The following is a 25,835-nucleotide window of genomic DNA, read 5'->3' as shown; positions in this document are numbered from 1 at the left end:
GAAGCGATTGGCAGACGCGCCGCAGGGCGCCGCGGCGGCGGCCATGCCAGCTCAGCGGGGAAGGGATTGCGGTGTGTTGCTCTGTGCGCGCAGTTGCGCGCGGATTTCGGGTTTGAGCACCTTGCCGATCTTCGAGCGGGGGAGGTCGGCCCAGATCTCCACTTGTTTCGGGGTCTTCACGGCGCCGAGCCGTGCCTTGGCGAATTCGCGCAGTTCGGCGGCGGTGGCGGTGCGGCCGGTGTGGAATTGGACGACGGCGGTGACGCGCTCACCCCACTTGTCGTCGGGCAGGCCGACCACGGCGCAGTCCTGAACGGCGGGATGGGCCAGCAGGGCCTGCTCGACTTCGGCGGAATAGACGTTGAAGCCGCCGGTGATGATCATGTCCTTGGCGCGATCGACGACGTAGAGGTAGTTGTCGGCATCGAGGTAGCCGATATCGCCGGTGTGGTGCCAGCCGTATCGCGACGCGTCGGCGGTCGCCTCCGGATTCTTGTGGTAGCCGGCCATCACCAGCGGTCCGCGCACCACGATCTCGCCGCGTTCGCCCGTGGGCAGCAGCCGGCCTTCGCCGTCCATGATCGCCACGTGGGTCAGGGGAGTGGGACGGCCCGCGGACGACAGCCGCTCGGTCGCGATGGAACCGTCCGGCCGGAAGTGTTCCTTCGGGGCCAGGGTGGAGACCATCATCGGGGCTTCGGATTGCCCGAACAGCTGTCCCATGACCGGCCCGATCCGGTGCAGCGCCTGCTCGAGCCGAGCGGTCGACATCGGCGCCGCGCCGTACCAAAGACATTGCAACGAACCGAGATCGGCGCCCGGCAGGGCTGGGTGGTCCAGCAGCATGTAGATCAGCGTGGGTGGGAGGAAGGTGTGCGTGACGCGGTGACGCTCCAGCAGTGCGAGGAATTCCGTCAAGTCGGGGGAGGGCATCACGACGATCTCGCCGCCGAGGGTCATGATCGGGAAACACAGCACGCCCGCGGCGTGGGTGAGCGGCGCGAGAGCCAGGTAGCGCGGCCTTCCCTCGAACGGGTAGCTCATCAGCGTGAGCGCCGTCATCGCTTCGATGTTGTGCCCGGTGAGCCGGACACCCTTGGGCCGCCCCGTGGTCCCGCCGGTGCCGACCAGCATGATGACGTCGTCCACCGGTTCGGCCTGCCACTCGGTTGCCGGACAGTCGCGAATCCACTCGTCGAAACGCACCGCTCCGGAGACGTTCGCGTCCAGGCAGATCAGGGTCGTCAACGCGGGCAGCCGCGGTGCGATGGCTTCCACCAGCGGCGCGAAGGCGGAGTGGAAGATCAGGCACGTGCAATCGAAGAGGTCAAGCAATTCCCGGTTTTCGGCGGCTTCGTTGCGCGGGTTCATCGGGCACCACACCGCACCGGCGCGGGCGATGCCGAAGACGCAGGCGAAGGCGAGTGCGTCGTTCGCCGACAGGATCGCGACCTTGTCGCCAGGGCGCACTCCTGAATCGTGCAGGGCGCGGGCGACCTGCCAGGACAATTGCCTGACCTGCTGATAGGTCAGCGTGTTCCCGTTCATGGTCAGGCAGGGCGCGGTCGCGCCCAGCGAGGCGCCCTTGTCGAGATAGTCGGTCAGACGCACGGTCATTCCTTCGAAAGCGAAGCGGGTGGGTGGAAATCCCGGCCCGTCGGCGTGCGGCACCGGACGCCGACGGGCCGAGGCGTGATCAGCGGTGCACGGTGAGGACCGGTTCGGCGACCAGCCCGAAACCGCGCAGCACCCCGAGCAGTTCCCGGTGGCCGAACGCCTGGCAGGCCGAGGCGAACCCGACCCGCTTCGGCGACGCCTGCAACAGCGAGTTCGCGGCGAACGCCTGCATCAGGCCGGTCTGCTTGTAGTTGCAGTTTCCGTAGATCACGCAGTGGGCGCGCGCCAGCGGACCCGACGCGTGGACCGAGTCCAGCGAGGTGTTGACGCGCGGATTCTCCCGCGGCGGCATCTCGCTGCGCACGGCCGACGCCTGCTCGGTGAGCACCCGGTATTTCTCTTCCACCGGAAGGTCTTTCACCTGCTCGATGACCGCCTGCACGATCTGTGGAACGCCCAGCATCAGCGGCCGGTTGAAGACACCGCCGAGCACCTTCACGTTCGCGACGCGTGGATCGCGTTTGAACCAGACCGGATGCGAGGTGCCGCCCCACGGCAGGGCCAGCCCGATTTCGTGCTGGCCGGGCACGACGACGTCATAGAGTCCGCCGTCGGCGGGCCACTCGACGTACTGGTTCTGCTCGAGGTAATAGGCCTTGGACAGTGCGGCGTTGACCAGGATCGTCTTCGTCGATGCGACGGTCGGGAAGCCCTTCCAGAAGACCTGGATGTCCAAGGTGTCCAGGCCGGGCGTCTCGAGGCAGAGGTTGGCGGCGATCTCGCCGGTGGTGTACATCTGCGCGATGCCCGGCGACAGCAGCAGTCCGCGTTCGGCCATGTCGCTGCCGTATTGCTCATCGCAGGCGATGAGCCAATCCTGTTCGCCCGTGGTGTCGAGATAGTGCGTCCCCGCCGCGAGGCAGGCCTGCACGACCTCGTGGCCGTATTGCGAGAACGGCCCGACGGTGTTGCAGACGACGGAGGCGCCGCGGAACAGTTCGGTCAGCGGTCCCACGTCGTGGGCGACCTCGACGATCTCGTGCTCGACGGTGTCGATGCCGGGGATCTTCTCGATCGCTTCCTGGAGGCGGGACTTGTCCCGGCCCGCGGCGATGAACGGGATGTTGAACTCGCGCAGGTATTCACAGACCAGTCGGCCGGTGTAGCCGGAGGCGCCGTAGACGACGACGGGCTTGTCGGTACTCATGAGATCTCAGACCTTTCGATGTTGTTCGGTGCTCACATGCCCATGCCGCCGTCGACCGGCAGGCCGGCCCCGGTGATGAAGCGGGCGGCGTCGGAGGCGAGGAAGACCACCGCGTCGGCCATCTCGGCGACCTCGCCGAGCCGTCCCTGCGGGGTCTGCTCGATCACGGCGCCGACGGCGGCCTCCGCGCTGGGGAACAGACCGATCTCGGCCACATCGCTGGCCAGCCGCGCGCCCATCTCGGTCGGAACGAGCCCGGGGTAAACACAGTTCACCCGGACGCCGTAGCCGAGCTTGCCGGACTCCATCGCGGCGACGCGGGTGAGCCGATCGACCGCGGACTTGGTCGACGAGTACACCCCGATACCGGGGAATGCGATCGTCGCGGCCACCGAGGCGATGTTCACGATCGCGCCACCGCGGCCCGCGGCCCCACCGGGACGCATCGCGCGGAAGGCATGTTTGATGCCCAGCGCCGTGCCCAGCACGTTCACCTCCAGCATCCGGCGCGCCTCGGACGGATCGAGATCCACCAGCAGACCGGTGATTTCGATACCGGCGTTGTTGACGACGATGTCCAGACCGCCGAGCGCGGCCACGGTGTCGGCGACCGCCTGCTCCCACCGCGCGTCGTCGGTGACATCGAGCGAAACGAATTCGGCGACGGCGCCGGAGGCGCGCAACGCCTCCACGGTGTCCTTGCCGAGATCCTCGCGGACGTCGCCGATCGCGACGGCGGCTCCGGCGCGGGCCAGCGCCTCGGCCATGCCGGCACCCAATCCCCGTGCTCCACCGGTTACCAGCGCCCGGCGCCCGGTCAGGTCATACCCACTCATCCGGCATCTCCTCCTCGAGATGGCTTGTGCGGCGCGGGCGCCCGATGCGGCGCTCCGTCCGACTGCGACGTGGATCACACTACTGCGAAATTTTGACAAGCGTCAAGATTTTCTTTGACGACTGTCAAGGAGACACGGTCCGGTATCGCGCGGCCGCGTTAGACTGAGCGGGTTCGCAGGGTGTGGACACGTGGACGGAGAGAAGTCACGGTGACCGAGATCGTCGAGACCAGGCGGGATCGCATCGCGCGCAGGCAGGTGGACAAGTTCGCCGAACGGCGCGCGCAGTTGGCCGCCGCCGCGCTGCACACCCTCGCCGAACTCGGCTACGCCCGGACCAGCCTGCGGGAGATCGCGCAGAAATCCGAGTTCACCCACGGCGTGCTGCACTACTACTTCAACGACAAGGTCGAGCTGATCACCCACGCGGTGCGGCAGTACGAGGCGGTCTGCGTCACCCGTTACGACGACATCGTCGCCACCGCGACCACGGCCGAGGGCCTGCGGCGTGACTTCGGCGCCGCCATGGCCACCACCGTGGACACCGATGCTCCGCTGCACCGGCTGTGGTACGACCTGCGCAATCAGAGTCTGTTCGAGGAGTCCTTCCGCGACGACGTCATCGAGATCGACGGACGTCGCGAGCAGATGATCCACAACGTCGCGCGGCGCTACGCGGAACTGTCCGGCAAACCTCTGCTGGTGCCGTCGAAAACGGCGTACGCCCTCTTCGACGGCCTCTTCCAGCAAGCGCTGCTGCACAAGCTCTCCGGACGCGCCGACGCCGTGGACAACCTGCGCGCCGACGCCGCCCATCTCCTGGATCTGGTGACCGGCGACGGCCGACCCTGACTCGCCACGCCGGTGGGCTGGTGCGCACCACGTGCCGCCTATACCTCGATACGGGAGCCCATGATGACGGTGCGTTCGCGCGGTAATCCGAAATGCTCGGCGGCGTCGGCGGTGATGTAGGAGGTGGCGATGAACAGCCGCTTGCGCCACGGTGCCATGGTGGGCGCGGTCCCGCGCCGAAGCTCGATCGTCGACAGGAAATAGGAAGCCTCGTCCAGTCGCAACGGCCCTTCGGTGCTGTCGGGGGGCAGCAGCGCCAGCGCGCCGGGCACATCCTGGTGCTCCATATAGCCGAACCGAGCTCGGACGTGGATGATGCCGTCTTCGGCATAGCCCATGGAGTCGACGGTGATCCTTTCCTCCGCCGGAACGTGGGGGACCGGCTCGGTTTCGATCGACATGATCACGACATGCTTGTGCCGCACCTGGTTGTGCTCGACGTTGGCCCGCATCGCCAGCGGCGCGGTCCGCTTGCCGCGGTTGAGGAAGACGGCCGTGCCGGGAACCTGGCGTATCGAGGGCTTTCCTTCGTGCAGCTGGTCCACGAATTCGCGCAGCGATCCCTCGCGCCGTTCCCGCTCCGCGGTGACGATCTCGCGCCCGCGCCGCCACGTGGTCATCACGGTGAACGCGGTGAGGCCGATCGTCAGCGGCAGCCACGCGCCGTGCACGAGCTTGGTCAGGTTGGCCGCGACGAACAGCAGGTCCACCAGCAGCAGCGGGACGGCGCCGAGGCCGATCAGCCACCGCGGTGTGCCCCACCTGGCGCGGGCGATGTAGAAGAACAGCAGCGTGGTGATCGTGATCGTCCCGGTCACCGCCATGCCGAACGCATAGGCCAGCGCTGCCGATCTGCGGAAGGCGAACACCAGAGTGAGCACCGAGACCATCAGCAGCCAATTGATCCACGGGACGTAGATCTGGCCGACGGCGGACTCCGAGGTGTGCGCGATCCGCATCCGGGGAAGGTAGCCGAGCCGCGCTGCCTGGGAGGCCACCGAGTACGCGCCGGTGATCACCGCCTGGGAGGCGATCACCGTCGCCGCGGTGGCCAACAGGACCAGGGGCAGTCGGCCCCAGCCGGGCACGAGCAGGAAGAACGGGCTGCTGATATTCCTCGGATCGTCGAGGATCAGCGCGGCTTGGCCGAAGTAGCTGAGAACGCAGGCGGGGAATACGAGGATCAGCCAGGCACGGGTGATCGCGCGGCGACCGAAGTGCCCCATGTCGGCGTAGAGCGCCTCGGCTCCGGTGACCGCGAGCACGACCGCGGCCAAGGCGAAGAACGCGATGTGGAAATGGCCGGTCAGGAAGCCCAGCGCGTAGGTCGGCGACAGTGCCTTCAGAATCTGCGGGTGGCGGGCGATGCCGGCCACTCCGCACACGCCGATGGTTACGAACCACGCGATCATGACCGGCCCGAACACCCGGCCCACCGCCGCGGTTCCGCGCCGCTGCACGAGGAACAGCACCACGATGATCAGCGCGGTGATCGGCACGACGAAATCTTTCAGCTCCGGTTCGACCACTTCGAGCCCTTCGACGGCGGACAGCACCGAGATCGCCGGAGTGATCATGCTGTCGCCGAAGAACAGCGACGCGCCGAAGACGCCCAGGGCCGCGAGCACGGCGGCTTGCCGCCGGCCGTGCTGAGTGCCCCATCGCCGCAGCTGCGTGATCAGCGCCATGATGCCGCCCTGCCCGTCGTTGTCGGCGCGCAGTGCCAGCAGCACGTAGGTGATCGTGACGATGATCGTCACCGACCAGAAGATCAGCGACACCACGCCGTACACGTTCGCCATGCTGACCGGGACCGGGTGCGGGTCGCGTGGGTTGAACACCGTCTGCATCGTGTAGATCGGGCTGGTCCCGATGTCGCCGAACACCACGCCCAACGCCGCGACAACCACCGCGAGCCGCACGGTGTCAGGGGCGCTCACAGCGTGGCCTGCCGATGACCGTCCCTCATCCGATGTGGTTCCGTGCTGGTGATCGGTCACGGCGATCCTCCTGCGTGCGGGCACCGCTGCCGCATCCGGCGCTTCGTTCCGGACGTTACCGCTCCTCGACTCGGCAAATCGGCAGGTTGCGGGAGAACAGCTGGCGACCGGCGCTCTCCCGCCCGATCCAATGGGTTCGTAGAAAGCTGGGCAGTCCCGCCGTTAGAAACGATCGTCCCGGGTACCCCTGATCTTGGGTTTCAATCGAAAAGAGGTGAAAACGATGATGACCTTGGATCAGATGATGGCGATGGCACGCGAGTGGTGGAATCGGATGTTTCCCGGTATGCCGATGATGATGTGACCACTCCCCCGCAGACCCGCATTCAGCTGCGCTGATCTGAGTATCTGAGTCCGGTCTGCCGCAGGTGGCTCGGCGGTCGTATGGATGGACTCGAGGCGACTTGGACGAGTCGGTCTCGTTCATCGATGACCCCGAGTGCGCGGTGGTCTGCGTCATCGGCGGGCATGGTGCCGCATGCCTGCGCCCCCGGCAGCGATGGCGCGCTCTGCTGGTCGTTGTTCTACCGGATCAGCAGGGCTGGGGATCGAGCGATCGGGTGCGTCCGACGCGGAGGACGAGCAGCAGTGCGACGGTCAGATAGACCGCGGCGATGATGAGGTTGATGGTTGCCTGGCTGGATTCGCCGCGGTCGAAGCGGTTGAAGGCGGCGACGGTGATGACGCCGGAGCCGAAGAAATAGCCGGCGGTGAGGGCCGGGATCGCGAAGCGCCAGGGGAGGAGGGCGGCGATCAGCAGGACGAGGGAGAACGTGAAGTCCGGGGCGGCGAAGATATTGTCGGCTCGATAGTCGGCATCGACGATGAGCGCTGTGATCAGCCACAGACTGACCGGAATGGCGCATACTCGCGCGACTGCGTTCAACGACATAACGAAATTCCTTGCGGATCAGTTCGATTCGGGGCGGTTGGGCAGATGGCCATGCTCGGCTTGCGCGAGGATCGAGGCGACCAGACCGGGGAAGCGGGCGTCGAGCTCGGCGAGCCGCAGGGTGTTCATGCGCTGACGGCCCTGGTCGAATTGGCGGATCAATCCGGCGTTGCGCAGTGCTTTGAAGTGGTGGCTGAGGGTGGACGGTGGGATCCCGAGCCCGAACGTGCCGCACGGCCGGTCGCCTTGGTCGATGAGCATGCGCACGATCCGCCGGCGAGTCGGGTCGGCGAGGGCGTGCAGGACGGCATCGATCGACACGGCATCGATCTCGGGATGATCGGCGGACTTCCAGCGCCCGAGTGGCATCGCACCTCCGCTTCCTCGATCTTTTCTAGAAGCCTCGAAGAGATGGTAACGCGCGCGGCGTCTATTCCGCACTGCTGGAAGAGAATTCAGTACGACAGGCGAGTCATGCGGATTTCGGAGATCGACATGCCCCGGCGACGGCGGAACAGCCCGCGAAGGGTGCCCGCGTTGAGGTATCCGACCTTCGCGGCGACCGCGTCCACGGTGAGGGGCGTGGTGCGCAACAGGTGCATGGCGCGTTCCAGGCGGATGTCGTGCACGAATTCGCTGGGCGACATGCCCAGTTCGGCATGGGTGGCGCGTTGCAAGCTGCGTTCGGTGACGCCGATGGCCCTGGCGGCCTGCGAGATTCGGAAGTTGTCTGCGAGGTGGTCGCGGACCCAGCGTTCGAACGCGGCGGTGACGGAATCGCCCCTGGCGATGACCTCGGGAATGATGAACTCCCGCTGCGGTCTTCCCGCGCCGACCGCCAGATAGCGCATGGCGCGTTCGGCCAACGCGGGGCTCTTGGTGGCGATCAGCGACAGCGCGAGATCCATATGCGACAGCGCGGCACCCGCGGTGGTGACGCCGTGGCCGCGGCACAGGGTGCGGCCTTCGTCCAGCTGGACGCGGGGGTAGCGATGCCGGAAACTCGGGCCGAGCCACCAGCTCGTGGTGGCGGGAGAGCCGTCCAGCACACCGGCCTCGGCCAGGAAGAACGTTCCGGTGCACGCGCCGGCGAGATGCACCCCTCTTTCGCGTGCCGCGACCAGGCGGTCGAGCACGGGACGGCTGGTGGGGGAGGAGATGAGATCGATCAGCGCCTCGGCGGCGAGCACGTTCACCGCGGGCACGATCATCAGCTCGAATTCGTCACCGAGGTCGTCGAGCGGGACCGTCGGCACGGTATTGCCGTGGCCAGAGCGGATGGTGGCGCCGAACGAGACGCTGCGGACCCGCCATGGCTGCGGCGGGTCGGTGAGCTCGGTCCGTACCGAGTTCGCGGTGTTGAAGGTCTCCAGCAGAGCGGCGTATCCGAAATCGGCCACGCCGTCCACGACGAAGACAGCGACGTCCATGTCGGAAACAGTACCGAAGATGTCGTTCACGACACTCTGTTCCGCCGGAATTCTGTCTTACTGTCATCCCCGAGACGACTCGCCACCGGAGCAGCCGCCCGGGGAGTCGGTCGAGCCCGCCCTACCTTTCACCTGGGGAGTTCGCGTGACCCTGATCGAAACGACCGGAACCCACCACATCCGGTTGACCGTGACCGATATCGACCGGTCCCGTGCCTTCTACCACGACGTTCTCGGCTTCCCGATCGCCGCTGCATCGCCGGGCAGCCCCGACGATCCGGCAGTGCGGACCGATCCGTTCCAGCTCTTCGGCGGAGTGGTGTTCCAGGCCAACGGAATGCTGCTCGGCCTGCGCCCGGTGGCGCCGGCGACGGACCGCTTCGACTCCGATCGGGTGGGCTTGGACCATCTCAGCTTCACCGTCCCGGCGCGAGACGATCTGGTCGCCGCCGCTGCCCGGCTGAGCGAAGCGGGCATCGAACACGGCGAGATCATCGAGATGGCCGACTTCGGTATCGCGATCCTGTCCTTCTCCGATCCGGATGGCATCCACCTGGAACTCACTGCGCCACTGTGACTTCGGCGCGCCACCGCGCGACCGGCCCAGGCGTGACCGACCCGGAATGAACGTTGTCCTGATGAATGCTCTGACGACCGGCCGCGGAATCGGTGTGGTTGTGCCGAGGAGGTAGGCCGATGCTCGCCCAGCGTGCCCGACTGCGGAAAGTGGTCGAGAGCTCGGTATTGCCGAGCCCGAGTACTCTGCTGTGCGCGCTGGGCGGTCAGCATGTGCACGGGCCGGTGAGCCGATGGGCGCGCGAGCTGACCGAACTGCACCGCCGCCGCCGCGAAGTTCCGGGACTCCTGGTGGAGATCGATGGTCACCGTGCCGAACTGGTCGACCGGATCAACACCTGGGCGGCGGTGCACCTGCCGAGCGCGGCGGCCGGGGTGCGCTTGCACGAAGCGAGTCTGGGCGAGTTGATCGACCGGATGGCCGCCGTCGCGGAACGGGCATTCCATCTGTTGATGCACGACGATCCGGGCGGTGAACGCATGCACGCGGCATGGACCCGGCTGGCCGAATTGGAGATCGCCTACGCGGATCTGGTTCGCGAGGTCGGGGACGGACGTCGTCGGCTCCCTCCGATACGATTGGGCGCGGATGGCTGAGCGGACGTCCGCCTGGGCGAGTCGAATACGCGCACCCGCGCATGGCGCGTCGAAACGAGCGGGCAACAGGGCGTAGGCTGGTCGCTCCGACGGACGGCGCGACTTCTGGAGTGGTGCATGAGCAAGGGTGACAGCATCGCGGAGCGATTCGATGAGGGGCGGCGGCCGGGAGACGCGACGACGCGGACCGGCACGATCAGCGTGCGGGTGCCCGCCGAGTCCGAGCAGCTGGCGATGTTGCGTGCCTTGGCCGAGACCGTCGTGCTGATGGCCGATTTCGGCATCGATGAGGTGACCGATATCCGGCTGGCTCTCGACGAGGTCGCCAGCGCGCTGGTACTGGACGCGGTGCCGGGGTCGGAGCTCGACTGCGCGTTCAACTTCGACGGCGACGCCGTTGACGTGCGCGTCAGCGCGTTCACGAGGTCGGACGCCACTCCGGATCAGGCCGGCTTCGGCTGGCACATCGTCGCGACGCTGACCGATTCGGTTTCCGCGTCCCAGGGCGCCCACGACGCCGCAGCGGGCGGCTACCCGACTACCGTCGACTTCCGCTGGGTCCGCGGCGGCTCGGATGAGTAGCGAGTCGAATCGGAGCACGCCCAAGCGCAAGTCGGGGGGAGACAGTTACGACAATATCGAGCCGCTGTTCGCCGAACTCGCCGCGGTGGCAACCGACGACCCGCGCCGCGAGGCCCTGCGCGCGGAGCTGATCGCCCGCTGCCTTCCGCTCGCCGAACACATCGCGCGGAAGTTCAGCGGACGCGGCGAGAATTTCGAGGATCTGCTGCAGATCGCCCGGGTGGGTATGCTCGCCGCGGTCGATCGCTTCGATCCGGCACACGGCGCGACCTTTCTGTCGTTCGCGGTGCCGACGATCATGGGTGAGGTGCGCAGGCATTTCCGCGACCACGCCTGGTCGGTGCGAGTGCCCCGGCGGCTCAAGGAAATTCAGTCCACCATCGGACCGGCGGTGGAGACCCTGTCGCAGCGGCTGGGCCGGATGCCGCGGGCACGGGAGATCGCCGAGGAACTGGGGGTCGATCTGAACGAGGTGACCCAGGCGCTCATCGCGCGCAACGCCTATCAGACCTCCTCGATCGACGCTGTCGCCGAGTCCGGCGACGCGGACTCCGGCGGTCCCTCGCTGCTGGATTCGCTGGGCGCCGAGGACCCCGATTTCGGCACCGTGGAGAACTATCTGGCGGTGAAACCGCTGCTGGCCGCGTTACCGGAACGCGAGAAGCAGGTGCTCGTCATGCGCTTCTTCGATTCGCTGTCCCAGGAGCAGATCGCCCAGCGGATCGGCTGTTCCCAGATGCAGGTCTCACGCATTCTGTCGAAGACCTTGAAATCATTGCGGGAGCAGGCTTTACGAGACTGACCCGGTCAGCTGGTGGTGCGGGCGGGGTGTCTCGCCTGCTCGCGGGCGAAGATCTGAGAGAGTTGCCGGGTGAGCGCTTGGGATCGCTACGCGTCGCTGGTGACCGCCCGCGGATCGTGGGTGCTGCTGCTCGTGCTCGCCGCGGCCTCGGTGGGACTGATCGCAGCCGTCGGGGAGAACGAGGCGGCCGGCCAGGCGCCCGACGCCCTGCCGCCGTCGGCGGACTCCGCCCGGGTCGAACAGGCTCTGGACGAGTTTCCGGACGCGGGCTGGGCGGCCGCGATCATCGTGGTCACCCGCGCCGACGGCGGCACCCTGACCGAGGACGACCGCAACGCCACGATCGCGGCGGTGACCCGTGCCACTGGGCGGTCGCCAGGGCCCGCCGACCTGATCATGTCGCCGGATCAGAAGGCGGCGATCGGACAGGTGCCGGTGCACGCCGACCTGAGCGGGTTCGCGCTGACCGACCGCATCCGGGACATCCGTTCCACCGCGCGTGACGGGCTGCCCGACGGGTTGATCCTGCAGGTGACCGGCGGTCCCGCGTTCGGCGCCGATATCGCCGATTCGTTCTCCGGCGCCAACGTCACCCTGCTCGCGGTGACCGCCATCGTGGTCGCGGTGCTGCTGATCGCGACGTACCGCTCCCCGGTCCTGTGGCTGGTGCCGCTGGCCGTGGTCGGCGCGGCCGACCGGGTCGCCACCAGCGCCGGAACCGCCCTGGCACGCGTGACCCCGCTGGCCTTCGACGGCTCGACGTCCGGCGTCACCAGCGTGCTGGTGTTCGGCGCGGGCACCAACTACGCGTTGCTGCTGGTGTCGCGCTACCGCGACGAGCTGCACCGGGCGTCGGATCACCGTGCCGCGTTGCGGCAGGCGGTGCGGCGCGCCGGGCCCGCGATCCTGGCCAGCAACATGACGGTGGTCGCCGCGCTGCTGGTGCTGCTGCTGGCTTCGGTGCCGAGCACCCGCAGTCTCGGTGTGATGGCCGCGCTCGGGTTGCTGATCGCGGTGGGGTTCGTCCTGCTCGCGCTGCCGGGCGCTCTCGCGCTGTGCGGGCGCAACGTGTTCTGGCCGTTCGTGCCCCATGCCGACGACCGCGACACCGCCGACCAGGGAGTCTGGCACACGATCGCCGCGCGCGTGGTACGCAGGCCCGCGCTGGTCGCCGGGTGCGCGATCGCGGTGCTCGCCATCTGCGCGACCGGTTTGCTGACGGTGCGGGTTGGGCTCTCGCAGACCGAGCAGTTCCGGGTCCGCGCGGAATCGGTGGAGGGATTCGACACGCTCGCGCAGCATTTCCCGTCCGGTGCGTCCGACCCGGCGATCGTGCTCGCCCGCAGCGGCGCGGTCCCGGGGATCGATGCGGCGTTCCGCACCACCGAGGGGGTGGTGATGACCTGGCAGACGGGGACCTCGCCGACCGGCCTCACTCGGTGGTCGGTGGTGATCGACGCGCCACCGGCTTCCGCGCGGGCCTTCGACACGATCGAGGCGCTACGAGCGTCGCTCGCCGAGGTGCCCGGAGCGGACGCGCTCGTCGGCGGCACCGACGCCCAGGTGCTGGACATCCAGACCGCCGCGGCCGAGGACCGCGAGGTGATCATTCCGCTGATCCTGGTCGTCGTGCTCGCGGTCCTGCTCGTGCTACTGCGCGCGATACCCGCCGCGGTGCTCTTGGTGGCGGTCACCGTGCTCAGCGCGCTGGCCGCGCTCGGGCTGGGCAGCTGGATGAGTGCGCAGGTGTTCGGATTTCCCGCGCTGGATATCAGCGTTCCCTTGTTCGCGTTCCTGTTCCTGGTCGCGCTCGGCGTCGACTACACGATCTTCCTCGTGACCAGGGCGCGCGAGGAAACCCCTGGCCACGGCACCACGCAGGGCATGGTGCGTGCGGTCTCGGTGACCGGCGCGGTGATCACCAGCGCCGGAATCGTGCTCGCCGCGGTGTTCTGTGTGCTCGGCGTGCTCCCTCTGATCACGCTCACCCAGGTCGGCATCGTGGTCGGCCTCGGCATCCTGCTCGACACCTTCGTCGTGCGGACCGTCGTCATCCCGGCGTTGTTCAGCCTGATCGGCCGCACTATCTGGTGGCCGAGCGAGCTGCGCCTCGTGGCGGACGAAGGACAGCCGGTCGGCGAGGACACCGTCGCCGGTCCAGGGGGCGGAGATCAGTCGCATGGGCCGCGGGAGAAATAGCCGCCGCGGGCTCCCTCACGACCCGGATGCGTCAGAGCGGACGACCGCGCCGCGGCCATCCGCTCCAGGGGTCCTTTCCTGCGTGCGAGGTCAGTGCTTGAAGGCGTCCTTGACCTTCTCGCCCGCGTCCTTGAGGTCGGACTTGACCTGATCGGTCCGGCCTTCGTCCCTCTTCTTCGGGTCATCGGCGGCCGTGCCGACCTTTTCCTTGGCTTGACCGGCGATTTTCTCGGCCTTGTTCTTCGCCTTGTCGGTGGTGCTCATAGGTAACCTCCTTGTGCGGCGACCGGCCTGCCGTATCCGCCGGTCCTCATCGCGATAACCGGTCACGGCGAAGCGAAACGTGCGGTGTTCCCTCGCGAACAGAAAGACCCGGCCGAAACCGGGTCTTCCTGGTAAATCGTGCGCGTATGAAATGGGTCAGGCGTCCGATCCTGTTATCAGGAGGCCGGAACCGTGGGCGGCGTGAGAAGTCCCTGTGCGACACCGACCCCGGCGCCGATGGCTGCACCGAGAGCGATGGCCGGTGATGCGACGAACCCGTAGCCGACGGCCGCACCGAAGCCCATGACGGCTATCGTTCCGGTGGGAATCATCGGAATACCGGCGATGGCGCCGCAGACCGCGCCGATGACCGCTCCGATCGAGGCCACGGGGGCGGCCACCATGCTGCCCACCGACGCGCCGATCGCGGTGGATCCGATGATGTCCGCGGCGATACGGTCGGAGCGGGACGGCTCGAAGCCTGCCGAATCAAAGGTCTGCGCGATGCCCGCCTCCGGGCCCGCGATCGCGTCGTTGATCATTTTGCCCTGGTCGGGAGTCAGGAAATCAGGACGGCCGATCACGACGGAACCAACGCGCAGCGTGCCGGGGGGCGCCTCGATCGGCGCGACCCGGGGGGCCGGAGCGCCGGGGAAGTGCAGGCGCTGTGGAACGATGGGAGCGAGCACGTTCGGGTCCGGCATCGGGCGGTTGGTGCTCGAGTCGTTGCGTCCGGTGGAAACCGGTGGCGCGGGAGCGGCAGGAGGAGCGGCGTCGGGCGGAATGGCGCCGGGGTCCGCGGGATCGGCGACCGGGGCTACAGCGGCGACGGCGGGTACCGGTGCGAACGGAATCTGGATGGAAATCTCGGGCACCAGTGGGTTCGCGGTGGCGGTCGCGGCGCCGACCACCGACAGCGGGATGGCACTCGCCACGACCAGTGTGGCGGCGCGGCGTAAGAAGGGGTGTGCTGGAGTTTCCGGTGTTTCTATGCCCATGAACTTACCCACCTTCATTCTGAAGAGGACATATACCTACCTTTCTAGTTCGATCCGGTACCCCTTTCGGATGCGTGAAAATCGAACTTCATTCGGCCACTCGGCGCGCGGTGGCCGCGGCGGACTTATGCCCAAGGGCGCCATGAACATCGGTAACAGCGCGGGCGAGCCGATCGCAACTGTTTCTATGCTTGTTTTATCGACCGCAATCACGAAATCAAGCGGGAAACGGGCTTTCGCCCCGCTGTCGGCGAAATCCCCTGATATGGAAATGGCGATTGCCCCGGGCGCGTGGCCCGGGGCAATACGCGTCAGGAACCCGCCGCGGCGAAACCGGTGCGCAGGTCGGCGAGGATGTCGTCGATGCCCTCGATGCCGACGGCGAGCCGGACCAGGCCGGGCGTGACGCCCGCGGCCAGCTGTTCCTCCGGCGTCAGCTGGGAGTGGGTGGTCGAGGCCGGGTGGATCACCAGCGAGCGCACGTCACCGATATTGGCGACGTGGCTGTGCAGCCGCAGCGCCTCGACGAATCGCTTGCCCGCGTCCACGCCGCCGGCCAGCTCGAAGCCGATCACCGCGCCGGTGCCCTTCGGCGCGAGGGCGCGGCCACGCTCATACCACGGCGACGATGGCAGGCCCGCGTAGGACACCGTGGTCACCTCCGAGCGCGTCGTCAGGAACTCCGCCACGGCCTGCGCGTTCTGCACGTGCCGCTCGATCCGCAGGCTCAGCGTCTCCAGACCCTGGCTGATCAGGAAGGCGTTGAACGGAGAGACCGCCGCGCCGAGGTCGCGCAGCAGCTGCACGCGCGCTTTGAGCGCGTAGGCGGGCGCGCCGAGATCGGCGTACACGACGCCGTGGTAGCTCGGGTCGGGCTCGGTGAAGCCGGGGAACCGGCCGCCGGTCCAGTCGAATCGACCACCGTCGACGATCACGCCCGCGATGGCCGCGCCGTGCCCGCCGAGGTACTTGGTGGCCGAGTGCACGACGATGTCCGCGCCGTGCGCGAGCGGCTGGATCAGGTACGGGGTGGCGACGGTGTTGTCCACGATCAGCGGAACGCCGACCGCGTGGGCGACATTCGCGATGCCCGGGATATCGAGGATGTGGTTCTGCGGGTTGGACACCGTCTCGCCGTAGAGCGCCTTGGTGTTCGGGCGGATCGCGGCCTTCCACTGCTCCACGTCATCCGGGTCGTCGACGAAGGAGACCTCGATGCCCAGCTTGGGCAGTGAGTAGTGGAAGAGGTTGTACGTGCCGCCGTAGAGGCGCGGGCTGGACACGATGTGGTCGCCCGCCCCGGCGATGTTGAGGATCGCGAAGGTCTCCGCGGCTTGCCCGGAGGCCAGCAGCAGAGCGGCGGCACCGCCTTCCAGGGCGGCGATGCGCTGTTCCACGGCGTCCTGGGTGGGGTTCATGATCCGGGTGTAGATGTTGCCCGGCTCGGCCAGACCGAACAGCGCCGCGGCGTGCGCGGTGTCGCGGAAGGTGTAGGAGGTGGTCTGGTAGATGGGCAGCGCGCGGGCGTTCGTTGCGCCGTCCGGAATCTGTCCGACGTGGATCTGCTTCGTCTCGAAGCTCCAGTCCGTGGACAGGTCGGGTTCGGTCATCGGGAAGGTCCTCCTCAGCGTGGACGATCGATGGGGTTGGAACAGCGGCTGATCCACGCTAGGGACGACGCCGGGCGACGGCGAGAGTTACATTCGGACCGATTCCAACGATGGTGTGCGCGACGATCGCTGGCTGCTGCCGCTACTCGGCGGATTCGGGTTCGCTGTCGGGCTCCGGCAGCGCCACCGTGGCCGCGTCGATCTGCTCGCCGACGTAGCGCAGCACCACCGCGGCCATCGCGACGACCGGGACCGCGAGGAAGGCGCCGACGATCCCGTACAGCGAGCCGCCCGCGGTGATGGCCAGCAGCACGATGACCGCGTGCAGGTGCATAGTGCGGCTCTGCAAGATCGGTTGCAGCACATTGCCTTCCAGTTGCTGCACGGCGATGACGATGCCGAGCACGATCAGCGCCGTGACGAAGCCGTTGCCGACCAACGCGACCAGCACCGCGAGCGCGCCCGCCACGAACGCGCCCACCATCGGGACGAACCCGCCGAGGAAGGTGATCACCGCGAGCACCAGCGCCAGCGGCACCCCGAGGATCACCAGGCCCGCGCCGATCAGGACGGCGTCGATCAGGCTGACCAGCGCCTGCGTGCGGATGAACCCGCCGAGCACCACCCAGATCCGGCCCAGCACCTCTTCCAAGTGCCTGCCGCTGTGACTGCCGGACACGCTGTGCAGCCAGGGCAGGAACCGCGGCCCGTCCTTGACGAAGAAGAACGTGAGCACCAGCACGAGGAACAGGGTCACCAGCACCGACGTCGCGGTGCTCACGCCGCTGAACACGCCGGTGGCGATCTGCTCGGAACTGGATTGCAGCCGGGACACGATCGCGTCGACCGCCGAATCCAGTTCCTCGTCACGCAGTCTCAGCGGTGGGCCCTGCAACCACTTCCGCACTTGGTTGACGCCCTCGCTCGCCTTGTCCGCGAGTTCGGGCGCCTGGTTCACGACCGAGGGCACGATAAGCCCGATGACGCCGGCCAGCAGACCGATGAAGCCGAGCACGCCGATCGTTGCCGCGAGTGCAGGCCGCAGGCCGTGCGCGGTGAGCCAGCGCACCGGCGGCCACAGCACCGTCGCGACGACCACGGCCAGCGCCACCGGCAGGATCACCACCCACAGCCGGGCGATCAGGAATCCGAGCACCCACGCGCCCGCCGCGATCGCGACAATGCACACCGCCCACTTGGCCAGCCACAGAATGCCCGCGCCGATGACGTCACCACGATCGCGCGTCGTGCTGTCGTCCGGTCGGGTGTCCTTGCTCGCTTCGCTCACGACTTCACCTCGCTGGCGCTCGGCTCCGTCGTGCGCGAGGGCGCGCTGTGTTCTCGGTTCACTCGCTGACGCTCACTCACAGGCCCAGTCTGGCACGAGGACGCGGCGTCGAGGAGGGTCCGCGGTGCCCGGGTGAAGGTCCGTGTACTTCCCGCGGTGGACCTACGCTGATCGCGGTAGCGATTTCGGCGCAATGGCTGGGAGTTTCGATGGGTGCCGCGTTGGTCAAAGGGCAGAACGGGGCATTGGACGCCGCCCGGCTGCTGGTGTCGGTGCGGACCGAGGCCGCGGTCGACGTGTCGGCGCTGCTGGTGACCGAAGCGGGCCGGGTGCGCTCGGACGCGGACTTCGTGTTCTTCAACCAGCCGAATGGCCCCGGCGTGTTGCTTCGGCCGGGAACGCCTGCCGCGCTGTCGGTTTCACTCGCCGAGCTGCCCGAGGACATCGCGCAGCTGCGCGCGGTGCTCACGCTCGACGATCCCGCGGCGACCTTCGGCCGGTTCGCCCCGCCCGTCGCCACGGTCGCGGACGAGGCGGGCAACGTGCTGTACGAGTACCGCATCGAGGGGCTGGGCACCGAATCCGTCGTGATCGCGCTCGAGCTGTATCGCCGGAACGCGGCGTGGAAGGTGCGGGCGGTCGGGCAAGGCTACGCGGGCGGGTTCGCCGCGCTCGTCACCGATCATGGCGTGCGTGTGGACGACGACCCCGCTCCAGGCGACGCCCCGGCGTCCGACCCGATCGCCGCGGCTTCGCCGTCTCCCGGCACCGCGGCGGTGGACGTCTTCACCGTGCCCGGTGAGGCCGAGCTGTCCTTCGACAAGCGCGCCACGCTGGACCTGCGCAAGCGCGCGGTCGCGAAAGTCCTGATCGAGGGGGATGCCTTCGGGATTCGCGCCCGCGTCGTGCTCGTGATCGACAAGACCGGCAGCATGAACCGGCAGTATCGCGACCAAGTGGTGCATCGCGTCGTGCAGCGGATGATTCCGGTGGCCACTCAGCTCGACGACGACGGCACCCTGGAGGCATACCTCTACGCCCTCTCCTTCGCCAAGCTGCCCGATATCACCGTCGAGCACGGCGAAGGCGTGGGCCCAGACCTTCCTGCACCTCGGCGGAACGCACGGGGGCATCGACTACGACCGGCTCGGTGGCCGCAACGACGAACTGCCGATCATGCGCGACATCATCGACTCGCTGCGTCCCGGCGACCGCCCCACGCTCGTGCTGTTCTTCACCGACGGCGGCTTCGCCAAGAAGCGCGAGATCGCGGCCCTCATGCGCGAAGCCTCGCTGCTCCCGGCCTTCTGGCAGTTCGTCGGCCTCGGCCGGGCCAACTACGGCCTGCTGCGGACCTTGGACGAGTTGTCCGACCGGGCGGTGGACAACGCAGGCTTCTTCGCCCTCGACGACATCGATCAGGTCGACGACGCCCAGCTCTACACGCGCCTGCTCGGCGAGTTCCCGGACTGGCTGCACGCCGCGCGTGCCGCGGGCATCCTGGGTTGATCGGCCATCGCGGACCTCGCGGCGGCACGCTTGCGGCGAACAGCGCGAAGCCTGCCTGCGGCCGGCCCAGCGTTATAGCGAGAGGCTATGGCCGAGTGTAATTTCGGGACGGGGGTCCGCGATCAGCCGATGACGGCGTTCATGATGGTGCCCGCGCTCGTGGCGATCACGCCGCCGATCATGGCTCCCGCCACCATCTTCGGCGACTCGAGTCCGCCGCCGGTCCACTTCTCCCAGGCGAAGCGGCCACCGGCGTAGATGATGCCGCAGATGCCCGACAGGAGCACGAACCACGTCAGGTAGCGGACCAGTTGGAGGAACTTGTCGGAGATCGGCGGTGCTTCTGGGGTCGGGTTGCCGATCTGCGCCAGGGTGTCAAAAGCGGCGGCCAAAATCATCGTCGTTCGCTCATTCTGGATTCGGGACAGGGGGCAGGGATTCGCTGTGAAGATCGTATCCGTTCGCTCGCCGTGATGCAGTCAGGTCAGTGCAGCACAGGGAAGTTCGCGTCTTCCCTCCTTGCCGGGTGGGCCGTCGCTCTGGATGATGGGGTAAGTGCGCCAGCGCCGGCCGTCGCGCAGCGCCGGACTTTTCGGCGGGTTCGCTACGACCACGTGGGGGCTCTCGGGTTCTGATCCCGCTGCCCGGTCCGCCGGTGTTCCGCACAGCGCGCACACAGGTGCCGCCCAGGGCCGTATCCTCATCCATGGCCGAATTGATCGGTGGCCGAACAGCTTTCGCAGCGGCTCGGCGGGCGGCAGGATCGTAATCGAACATAGGGAGTAGACGGTGAGCATCATTCTGGCGTCGGTCGATTCGTTCACGACATTGGCGCAGATCGGCGACCCGACCCCGGAGGCGCCGCCCCTGGCGGACAAGCTCTTACGGTTCGTCCGCTACTTCACGTGGTTCGCGCTGCTGTCCGGCATCGTCAGCATCATTTACGCGGGCGGTCGCTTCGCTTGGGAGAAGTGGAGTGGCAGCGGCTTGCAGTCGCCGAAGATGATCGCGGGGGCGATGCTCGGCGGCGTGGTGGCCACCAGCGCGGGCACCATCATGAACACCATCCTGGAGATCTGATCACAACCCCGGGTGCGACCCGCGTACATGTGTGGCGTCGGCGCGCCCGGCACGAACGGATCGTCCGCGGCGCGTCGGTCGCGGAGCGCTTCGCCGCGGCCGCTGGTACGCGGCCGACGCGCCGATCGTTCCGCCGTGCGCGCCCGATCCGTCATCAGGGCGCTGACCTGCGATTTTCGCCGCCGAGGCCCGCTATACTCCGGTGCGGATCTCGCGGTGCCCGATAGGATCGGAGGCGGAGCAGGATCATGGAGCACAGGACCGACGACAAGGTCATGCTGTCGCGGCGCTCGGCGTTCGGCCTTGCGGCGACATCACTGGCCGCGCTCGGCTTGGCGGCGTGCGGCGGATCCGAGGACGAGGAGTCCGCCGTTCCCGGCGACGCCGTCGCGATCGCCAGGGACGCTTACGTTTTCGGCTTCCCCCTCGTGCTCATGGACTTGACACGGGTAACGGCCGAAGCGGCCGTTCCCGCCAACCGGTTCCGCCACACCAACTCGTTCGACGCCCAAGAGCAGCGCGAGGTGGTACGACCGGATCTGGACACGATGGACTCGTTCGCGTGGCTCGATCTGGCCCGGGAGCCGATGGTGCTGCAGGTCCCCGCCATGGATCGGCCGCGCTACTGGCTGGCCCAACTGCTGGACGCCTGGTCCAACACCGTGCACAACCCCAGCAGCATGCGCCCGCAGGCGAAGTCGGCGGGACCGCCGTACACCTACGCGGTGACCGGTCCCGGTTGGTCCGGGGCGCTGCCGGAGGGGCTGACCCCGCTGCCGATGCCGACGCCGACGGTGTGGCTGATCAACCGGATTCAGCTCGACGGCCCCGCCGATCTGCCCAGGGTCCGCGCTCTCCAGCAGGAGTTGAAGCTGGCTCCGCTGAGTATGTGGACCGCGGGAGTGGACGTGCCCGCGCCTGCGGTGCCACCGACCCGGCCGATGGTGCCCCCAGCCGCGCAACTGGCCGAGATGGCCCCCCGCGCCTTCTTCGACCGGATGTGCGCCCTGATGAAGGTCAATCCGCCCGCACCCGAGGACGCCCCTGCGATGCGGCGCTTCGCCAGCATCGGCATCGAGCCCGGTGGCTCGGTCGAAGGCCTTTCCGACGCCGAGCTCGCCACGGCGGTAGCCACCGGACGGCAGCAGATCCCGGTATACGTGGGGGAGACCACGATCGTCGAGAACGGCTGGATCTTCGACCCGGGCACCGGCCGCTACGGCACCAACTACCTGTTGCGCGCCGATATCGCCTGGAACGGTCTCGGCGCCGCCCTGCCAGAGGACGCGATCTACCCGACCGTGTACGACACGGCGGATGCCAGCGGCGGCCCGTCGCGTTTCCGGCTGCACTTCGCGCCCGGCCAGTTGCCCCCGGTGGATGCCTTCTGGTCGCTGACCGCCTACACCGCCGATCTCTACCTGGTGCCCAACCCAGCCGAGATCTACGCGGTCGGCCACCATGTCCCGGTGGTGCTCAATTCCGATGGCTCCCTGGATATCACCCTCCAGTGGGCCGATCCGGGCGCGAGCGTTCCAACGGGAAACTGGCTGCCTATTCCCGAATCGGGCCAGTTCTCTCTGACGTTGCGCCTGTTCGCGCCGAAAATGCAAGCGTTTAAGGGCATTTGGCGTCCGCCGCCGCTCACGCCGCTGCGGTGAGCCAGGCCCTGTTTCGAAAGTCGTGTCATCGGAGCCATTGATTGATGCCGCGCTCGACGGCGTTGCGCAGCCGGTAGATCTCGGGGTCGAACGCCGGTGGCCGCCCACCGTATGAGCCACGGTTGCGGCGGTGACCGGCTCGATCGCTGCGTGGATTCGAATCCGCTGGCACCCAGCCGCCGCGTCGATCGCCGCGCAGTCGGACCGGTACCCTAATTAGGCCTCTGACCTGCGATTTTCACCGACCTTGGTGGCTGTACTCCGGTGCGGATCTCGCGGGCCCGATAGGATCGGAGGCGGAGCAGGATCATGGATCACAGGACCGACGGCAAGGTCACGATGTCGCGGCGCACGGCGCTCGGTATGGCGGCGACATCGGTGGCCGCCTTTGGGTTGGCGGCATGCGGCGGATCCGACGACGAGATCCCCGCCGTGCCGGACGACGCCGCCACGATCGCGAGGGACGCCTACATATTCGGCTACCCGTTGGTGTTGATGGATCTCACCCGCGTGGCGGCGGAGACGGCCACACCCGCCAACCGACTCCAGCACGCCGCCGCGTTGCCCACCCCGGCCCAGCGAGACGTCGTGCGGCTGGACCGGGACACGTTGCGTTCGACCGCCTGGCTCGATCTGGGGGCCGAGCCGATGGTGCTGCAAGTTCCCGCGATGGGCGGTCGGCGGTTCTGGTTGGTGCAACTGCTCGACGCCTGGACGAACAATGTGCACAACCCGAGTAGTGTCCGGCCCCAGGCGAAGTCGGCGGTGCCGCCGTACACCTACGTGGTGACCGGCCCGGGTTGGTCGGGAGTGCTGCCCAGCGGCCTCACCCCGATGCCGATGCCGACGCCGACGGTATGGCTGATCGTCCGAATTCAGCTCGACGGAGACGATGACCTGCCGGTCGTTCGCGCGCTGCAGCAGGAGCTGAAACTGGTTCCGCTGAGCGTGTGGACGAACGCCAGGGAGCCGCGCGCCGCGCCGCCCGGCGGGCTGTCGACGGCGCAGCCGCCCTCCGAGCAGATCGCGGAGATGGACGCGCGCGCCTTCTTCGACCGGATGTGCGCGGTGATGTCGACAAATCCGCCCGCGCGGGAGGACGCGCCCGCCATGCGACACTTCGCGACCATCGGGATTCGGCCGGGTGGAAAGGTCCACGGACTCTCCGATACCGAACTCACCGCCGCGGTGGAAACCGCCCAGCAGCAGATCCCGGTGTATATCGGCGCACGAATGGTCAACGAGGACGGCTGGCTCATCGACCCCGAGGTCGGCAGGTATGGCACCGACTACCTACTGCGCGCCATCATCGCCCGGATAGGCGTCGGCGCCGGTCTGCGCGAGAACATCTTCTCTCCGACGCTGTTCGCGTCGGCGGACGCCCGCGGCAGCATGGGTCGTTTCCGGCTGCATTTCGCACCCGGCCGGCTACCACCGGCCGACGCGTTCTGGTCGCTGACCGCCTACGACGCCGACAGCCAGCTGGTGCCCAACCCGGCGGGGATCTACTCGGTGGGCTATCAGGTTCCGGTGGTGCTCAATCCCGATGGCTCCTTGGATATCGCGGTTCAGTACGGAGATCCTGGACCGAGCGTTCCCGCCGGAAACTGGCTGCCCATTCCGGATTCGGGCCAATTCTCGCTGACGTTGCGCCTGTTCGCGCCGAAAGCCGAGGCAGTGCAAGGGCATTGGCAACCGCCGCCGCTCACGCCGCTGCGGTTGAGCTAGCCGTCGCGCCCAAGTCCAGCGCGGGACAAAAATAAACGGGTTTTACTAAACGCTGTTCACGGACGTGGTTCCTGTGGTTGCATCTTCTTGGACCGTGTTCCCCACAACGTCGTGCGGTCCGCGCCCAGACCGGTAGGAGTTAGCCGTGCCCGTGACCACGCCCTCGATCCCCGCAGGATTCGACTTCACCGACCCCGACCTGCTCGCCACCCGCCTGCCCATCGAAGAGTTCGCCCAGCTGCGCCGCACCGCCCCGGTGTGGTGGTGCGCCCAGCCCGACCGGGCCAGCGGCTTCGACGACGGCGGCTACTGGGTCGTCACCAAGCTCGAGCACATCAAGGAGATCTCCAAGAACCCGGAGGTGTTCTCCTCCCAGCAGAACACCGCGATCATCCGGTTCAACGAGGAGACCACCCGCGAGCAGATCGACATGCTCGGCGACATGCTGCTGCTGAACCTCGATCCGCCCAAGCACACCAAGACCCGCCGCATCATCTCCAAGGGCTTCACCCCGCGCGCCGTGGAGAGCCTGCGCGCCGCGCTCACCGAACGCGCCGCGAGGATCGTGCACGAGGCCAAGAAAACCGGCGGCGGCGACTTCGTCGAGCAGGTCGCCTGCGAGCTGCCGCTGCAGGCCATCGCCGAGCTGATCGGCATCCCGCAGGAGGACCGGAAGAAGATCTTCGACTGGTCCAACCAGATGATCTCCTACGACGACCCGGAGTTCGAGGGCGACCACCACGCCGCGACCGCCGAGGTGATGGGCTACGCCTGGAACATGGCCGAGCAGCGGCGGGCCTGCCCGGCCGGGGACATCGTCACCCAGTTGGTCAACGCCGACATCGACGGCGAGCACCTCGGCTCGGACGAGTTCGCGTTCTTCGTCATCCTGCTGTCGGTCGCGGGCAACGAGACCACCCGGAACTCGATCACCCACGGCATGAAGGCGTTCGTGGACCACCCCGAGCAGTGGGAGATCTACCAGCAGCAGCGTCCGCGCACCGCGCCCGACGAGATCGTCCGGTGGGCCACCCCGGTCACCGCGTTCCAGCGCACCGCGACCCAGGACACCGTGCTCGGCGGCCAGGAGATCAAGCAGGGCCAGCGGGTCGGATTGTTCTACAGCTCGGCCAATTTCGACGAGGACGCGTTCGCCGACCCGTTCACCTTCGACGTGCTGCGCAATCCGAACCCGCACGTCGGCTTCGGCGGCACCGGCACGCACTACTGCGTCGGCGCCAACCTGGCCCGGCTGCAGATCGATCTGATGTTCAACGCCATCGCCGACGTGATGCCGAACCTGCGGCAGGTGTCCGAGCCGGTGCGGCTGCGCTCGGGCTGGCTGAACGGGATCAAGCGCTGGGACGTCGAATACGCTTGAATCGAGTGGTGCAACAGTCCAAACCACGAGGCCGTGCCCCGGTGGTGACCGACGCCGAGATCCGGAGGGTCGCCAGCGCGCTGCTGGTCGAGCGCGGGCCCGACGCGGTCACCCTGCGGGCCATCGCGCGTGAGCTCGGTGTCACCGCTCCCGCGCTGTACCGGTACTACAAGTCGCTGGAGGACCTGCTGGAGCGACTGCGGCTGGACTTCTGCGCCGACCTGGCCGAGGAGCTGACCGCCGAGATCGCCACGCTGCCCGACGACGGCGCGGTGCAGTTCTTCGCCATCTGCCGTGGCTTCCGGCGCTGGGCGCTGGCACATACCAGGGAGTTCACCCTGGTGTTCGCCTCGCCCGGCGCCGGGCAGGCCCGCCGCTTCGACGAGCCGTTCGGCCGGATCTTCCTCGCCGCGACGGGCCGGCTGCTGGCGAACTACGACATCGTCACGCCGCCCACCGACGTCATCCCGCCGGAGCTGCGCGAGGATCTGGCGCACTTCCAGACCGAACTGCTGGCGGCGCTGTCGGAATCCGGTCAGAAGTTCCCCGCCGAGAAACTGGATCTCGGGGTGACCTACCTGATGATCCAGATCTGGGCGCGGCTCTACGGTCACGTCACGCTCGAGGTGTTCGGGAATTACCCGATCCCGCTGGACAATCCGGAGATCCTGTTCGACGCCATGCTCGCCGATCTCGGGCGGACGGCGGGTCTGCTCGTCGACTGAG

24 protein-coding genes and 1 pseudogene are annotated in these 25,835 nt (G+C 67.8%); 13 read left to right on the top strand and 12 right to left on the bottom strand.

Going from position 1 to position 25,835, the window contains the following annotated elements; translation table 11 throughout:
* Positions 1-51 precede the first annotated feature (51 nt).
* The 3 genes from ACWPXK_RS23230 to ACWPXK_RS23220 all read right to left on the bottom strand — a co-directional run bounded on the left by ACWPXK_RS23230 (position 52) and on the right by ACWPXK_RS23220 (position 3,660).
* Positions 52-1,611 (bottom strand): acyl-CoA synthetase, encoded by a 1,560-nt coding sequence (locus tag ACWPXK_RS23230; protein WP_454198285.1) that lies wholly within the window; start codon positions 1,609-1,611, stop codon positions 52-54.
* An 85-nt stretch (positions 1,612-1,696) separates the two neighbouring features.
* Entirely contained in the window at positions 1,697-2,824 is a 1,128-nt protein-coding gene (locus tag ACWPXK_RS23225; protein WP_454198284.1) for a DUF5938 domain-containing protein, read from the bottom strand.
* A 32-nt stretch (positions 2,825-2,856) separates the two neighbouring features.
* Positions 2,857-3,660 (bottom strand): SDR family NAD(P)-dependent oxidoreductase, encoded by an 804-nt coding sequence (locus ACWPXK_RS23220; protein ID WP_454198283.1) that lies wholly within the window; start codon positions 3,658-3,660, stop codon positions 2,857-2,859.
* A 210-nt stretch (positions 3,661-3,870) separates the two neighbouring features.
* Between ACWPXK_RS23220 and ACWPXK_RS23215 the strand changes: the two genes are divergently transcribed.
* Entirely contained in the window at positions 3,871-4,512 is a 642-nt protein-coding gene (locus ACWPXK_RS23215; protein ID WP_454198282.1) for a TetR/AcrR family transcriptional regulator, read from the top strand.
* 38 nt (positions 4,513-4,550) lie between these two features.
* Here ACWPXK_RS23215 and ACWPXK_RS23210 read toward each other — a convergent pair whose 3' ends face one another.
* The 4 genes from ACWPXK_RS23210 to ACWPXK_RS23195 all read right to left on the bottom strand — a co-directional run bounded on the left by ACWPXK_RS23210 (position 4,551) and on the right by ACWPXK_RS23195 (position 8,834).
* Positions 4,551-6,452 carry a potassium transporter Kup gene (locus ACWPXK_RS23210; protein ID WP_454198281.1) on the bottom strand — a complete coding sequence of 634 codons (1,902 nt, stop codon included), beginning with the start codon at positions 6,450-6,452 and terminating at the stop codon, positions 4,551-4,553.
* A 592-nt stretch (positions 6,453-7,044) separates the two neighbouring features.
* The gene (locus ACWPXK_RS23205) at positions 7,045-7,398 is read right to left on the bottom strand and encodes a hypothetical protein (RefSeq protein WP_454198280.1); all 354 of its coding nucleotides are present in this window, start codon (positions 7,396-7,398) and stop codon (positions 7,045-7,047) included.
* A 24-nt stretch (positions 7,399-7,422) separates the two neighbouring features.
* On the bottom strand, positions 7,423-7,773 hold the full coding sequence (locus ACWPXK_RS23200) for an ArsR/SmtB family transcription factor (RefSeq protein ID WP_454198279.1): 351 nt from the start codon (positions 7,771-7,773) through the stop codon (positions 7,423-7,425).
* 86 nt (positions 7,774-7,859) lie between these two features.
* Positions 7,860-8,834, bottom strand: coding sequence for a GlxA family transcriptional regulator (locus ACWPXK_RS23195; RefSeq protein WP_454198278.1), 975 nt, complete (start codon positions 8,832-8,834; stop codon positions 7,860-7,862).
* Between the two features lie 145 nt (positions 8,835-8,979).
* On the opposite strand from ACWPXK_RS23195, the gene ACWPXK_RS23190 reads away from it, so the two are divergent.
* The 5 genes from ACWPXK_RS23190 (at position 8,980) to ACWPXK_RS23170 (ending at position 13,590) form a co-directional block, all read left to right on the top strand.
* On the top strand, positions 8,980-9,411 hold the full coding sequence (locus ACWPXK_RS23190) for a VOC family protein (protein ID WP_454198277.1): 432 nt from the start codon (positions 8,980-8,982) through the stop codon (positions 9,409-9,411).
* A 119-nt stretch (positions 9,412-9,530) separates the two neighbouring features.
* Complete coding sequence (locus ACWPXK_RS23185; RefSeq protein WP_454198276.1) at positions 9,531-10,007, top strand: DUF4254 domain-containing protein; 477 nt, start codon at positions 9,531-9,533, stop codon at positions 10,005-10,007.
* 117 nt (positions 10,008-10,124) lie between these two features.
* Positions 10,125-10,589 carry an ATP-binding protein gene (locus tag ACWPXK_RS23180; protein ID WP_454198275.1) on the top strand — a complete coding sequence of 155 codons (465 nt, stop codon included), beginning with the start codon at positions 10,125-10,127 and terminating at the stop codon, positions 10,587-10,589.
* The gene (locus ACWPXK_RS23175; protein ID WP_454198274.1) at positions 10,582-11,391 is read left to right on the top strand and encodes an RNA polymerase sigma factor SigF; all 810 of its coding nucleotides are present in this window, start codon (positions 10,582-10,584) and stop codon (positions 11,389-11,391) included. Before ACWPXK_RS23180 ends, ACWPXK_RS23175 begins: the two co-directional genes overlap by 8 nt.
* 69 nt (positions 11,392-11,460) lie before the next feature.
* Positions 11,461-13,590: an MMPL family transporter gene (locus tag ACWPXK_RS23170; protein ID WP_454198273.1), complete on the top strand. Its 2,130-nt coding sequence runs from the start codon at positions 11,461-11,463 to the stop codon at positions 13,588-13,590.
* A gap of 90 nt (positions 13,591-13,680) precedes the next feature.
* Here ACWPXK_RS23170 and ACWPXK_RS23165 read toward each other — a convergent pair whose 3' ends face one another.
* From ACWPXK_RS23165 to ACWPXK_RS23150, 4 genes are all read right to left on the bottom strand, one after another.
* Positions 13,681-13,854: a CsbD family protein gene (locus ACWPXK_RS23165; protein ID WP_454198272.1), complete on the bottom strand. Its 174-nt coding sequence runs from the start codon at positions 13,852-13,854 to the stop codon at positions 13,681-13,683.
* Between the two features lie 176 nt (positions 13,855-14,030).
* On the bottom strand, positions 14,031-14,870 hold the full coding sequence (locus ACWPXK_RS23160; RefSeq protein WP_454198271.1) for a hypothetical protein: 840 nt from the start codon (positions 14,868-14,870) through the stop codon (positions 14,031-14,033).
* A gap of 293 nt (positions 14,871-15,163) precedes the next feature.
* Positions 15,164-16,462 carry a bifunctional o-acetylhomoserine/o-acetylserine sulfhydrylase gene (locus tag ACWPXK_RS23155; protein ID WP_454198270.1) on the bottom strand — a complete coding sequence of 433 codons (1,299 nt, stop codon included), beginning with the start codon at positions 16,460-16,462 and terminating at the stop codon, positions 15,164-15,166.
* A 142-nt stretch (positions 16,463-16,604) separates the two neighbouring features.
* Positions 16,605-17,750 carry an AI-2E family transporter gene (locus ACWPXK_RS23150; protein ID WP_454198269.1) on the bottom strand — a complete coding sequence of 382 codons (1,146 nt, stop codon included), beginning with the start codon at positions 17,748-17,750 and terminating at the stop codon, positions 16,605-16,607.
* A gap of 209 nt (positions 17,751-17,959) precedes the next feature.
* Here ACWPXK_RS23150 and ACWPXK_RS23145 point away from each other — a divergent pair.
* Together ACWPXK_RS23145 and ACWPXK_RS23140 are read left to right on the top strand one after the other, a co-directional pair.
* A pseudogene (locus ACWPXK_RS23145) lies at positions 17,960-18,772 on the top strand (TerD family protein); the annotation flags it as partial.
* A 154-nt stretch (positions 18,773-18,926) separates the two neighbouring features.
* Complete coding sequence (locus tag ACWPXK_RS23140; RefSeq protein ID WP_454198268.1) at positions 18,927-19,259, top strand: VWA domain-containing protein; 333 nt, start codon at positions 18,927-18,929, stop codon at positions 19,257-19,259.
* A gap of 122 nt (positions 19,260-19,381) precedes the next feature.
* Here the strand turns inward: ACWPXK_RS23140 and ACWPXK_RS23135 are convergent, their stop codons facing one another.
* Complete coding sequence (locus tag ACWPXK_RS23135; RefSeq protein WP_067480140.1) at positions 19,382-19,657, bottom strand: hypothetical protein; 276 nt, start codon at positions 19,655-19,657, stop codon at positions 19,382-19,384.
* A gap of 391 nt (positions 19,658-20,048) precedes the next feature.
* Between ACWPXK_RS23135 and ACWPXK_RS23130 the strand changes: the two genes are divergently transcribed.
* The 5 genes from ACWPXK_RS23130 (at position 20,049) to ACWPXK_RS23110 (ending at position 25,834) form a co-directional block, all read left to right on the top strand.
* Complete coding sequence (locus tag ACWPXK_RS23130) at positions 20,049-20,339, top strand: hypothetical protein (RefSeq protein ID WP_454198267.1); 291 nt, start codon at positions 20,049-20,051, stop codon at positions 20,337-20,339.
* 248 nt (positions 20,340-20,587) lie between these two features.
* Positions 20,588-22,000 (top strand): DUF1254 domain-containing protein, encoded by a 1,413-nt coding sequence (locus tag ACWPXK_RS23125; protein WP_454198266.1) that lies wholly within the window; start codon positions 20,588-20,590, stop codon positions 21,998-22,000.
* A gap of 309 nt (positions 22,001-22,309) precedes the next feature.
* A complete protein-coding gene (locus ACWPXK_RS23120; protein WP_454198265.1) occupies positions 22,310-23,728 on the top strand; it encodes a DUF1254 domain-containing protein in 1,419 nt (472 codons plus the stop codon).
* Positions 23,729-23,879: 151 nt separating this feature from the next.
* Positions 23,880-25,109, top strand: a complete 1,230-nt coding sequence (locus tag ACWPXK_RS23115; RefSeq protein ID WP_454198355.1) for a cytochrome P450 — start codon at positions 23,880-23,882, stop codon at positions 25,107-25,109.
* Positions 25,110-25,117: 8 nt separating this feature from the next.
* Positions 25,118-25,834 (top strand): TetR/AcrR family transcriptional regulator, encoded by a 717-nt coding sequence (locus tag ACWPXK_RS23110; RefSeq protein ID WP_454198354.1) that lies wholly within the window; start codon positions 25,118-25,120, stop codon positions 25,832-25,834.
* Position 25,835: the final 1 nt, after the last annotated feature.

This window comes from Nocardia sp. Marseille-Q1738 (genome assembly GCF_965283145.1).
The sequence above is the reverse complement of the archived record's forward strand: the minus strand, read 5'-3'. Positions and strand labels throughout refer to the sequence as shown.

Excerpts from the sequence above, each read along its gene's own strand:
- ACWPXK_RS23135 (WP_067480140.1), bottom strand. The coding sequence starts at position 19,657 with ATGATTTTGGCCGCCGCTTTTGACACCCTGGCGCAGATCGGCAACCCG.
- ACWPXK_RS23200 (WP_454198279.1), bottom strand. The coding sequence starts at position 7,773 with ATGCCACTCGGGCGCTGGAAGTCCGCCGATCATCCCGAGATCGATGCC.
- ACWPXK_RS23160 (WP_454198271.1), bottom strand. The coding sequence starts at position 14,870 with ATGAAGGTGGGTAAGTTCATGGGCATAGAAACACCGGAAACTCCAGCA.
- ACWPXK_RS23180 (WP_454198275.1), top strand. The coding sequence starts at position 10,125 with ATGAGCAAGGGTGACAGCATCGCGGAGCGATTCGATGAGGGGCGGCGG.
- ACWPXK_RS23155 (WP_454198270.1), bottom strand. The coding sequence starts at position 16,462 with ATGACCGAACCCGACCTGTCCACGGACTGGAGCTTCGAGACGAAGCAG.
- ACWPXK_RS23195 (WP_454198278.1), bottom strand. The coding sequence starts at position 8,834 with ATGGACGTCGCTGTCTTCGTCGTGGACGGCGTGGCCGATTTCGGATAC.
- ACWPXK_RS23125 (WP_454198266.1), top strand. The coding sequence starts at position 20,588 with ATGGAGCACAGGACCGACGACAAGGTCATGCTGTCGCGGCGCTCGGCG.
- ACWPXK_RS23220 (WP_454198283.1), bottom strand. The coding sequence starts at position 3,660 with ATGAGTGGGTATGACCTGACCGGGCGCCGGGCGCTGGTAACCGGTGGA.
- ACWPXK_RS23185 (WP_454198276.1), top strand. The coding sequence starts at position 9,531 with ATGCTCGCCCAGCGTGCCCGACTGCGGAAAGTGGTCGAGAGCTCGGTA.
- ACWPXK_RS23175 (WP_454198274.1), top strand. The coding sequence starts at position 10,582 with ATGAGTAGCGAGTCGAATCGGAGCACGCCCAAGCGCAAGTCGGGGGGA.
- ACWPXK_RS23165 (WP_454198272.1), bottom strand. The coding sequence starts at position 13,854 with ATGAGCACCACCGACAAGGCGAAGAACAAGGCCGAGAAAATCGCCGGT.
- ACWPXK_RS23225 (WP_454198284.1), bottom strand. The coding sequence starts at position 2,824 with ATGAGTACCGACAAGCCCGTCGTCGTCTACGGCGCCTCCGGCTACACC.
- ACWPXK_RS23120 (WP_454198265.1), top strand. The coding sequence starts at position 22,310 with ATGGATCACAGGACCGACGGCAAGGTCACGATGTCGCGGCGCACGGCG.
- ACWPXK_RS23140 (WP_454198268.1), top strand. The coding sequence starts at position 18,927 with ATGCGCGACATCATCGACTCGCTGCGTCCCGGCGACCGCCCCACGCTC.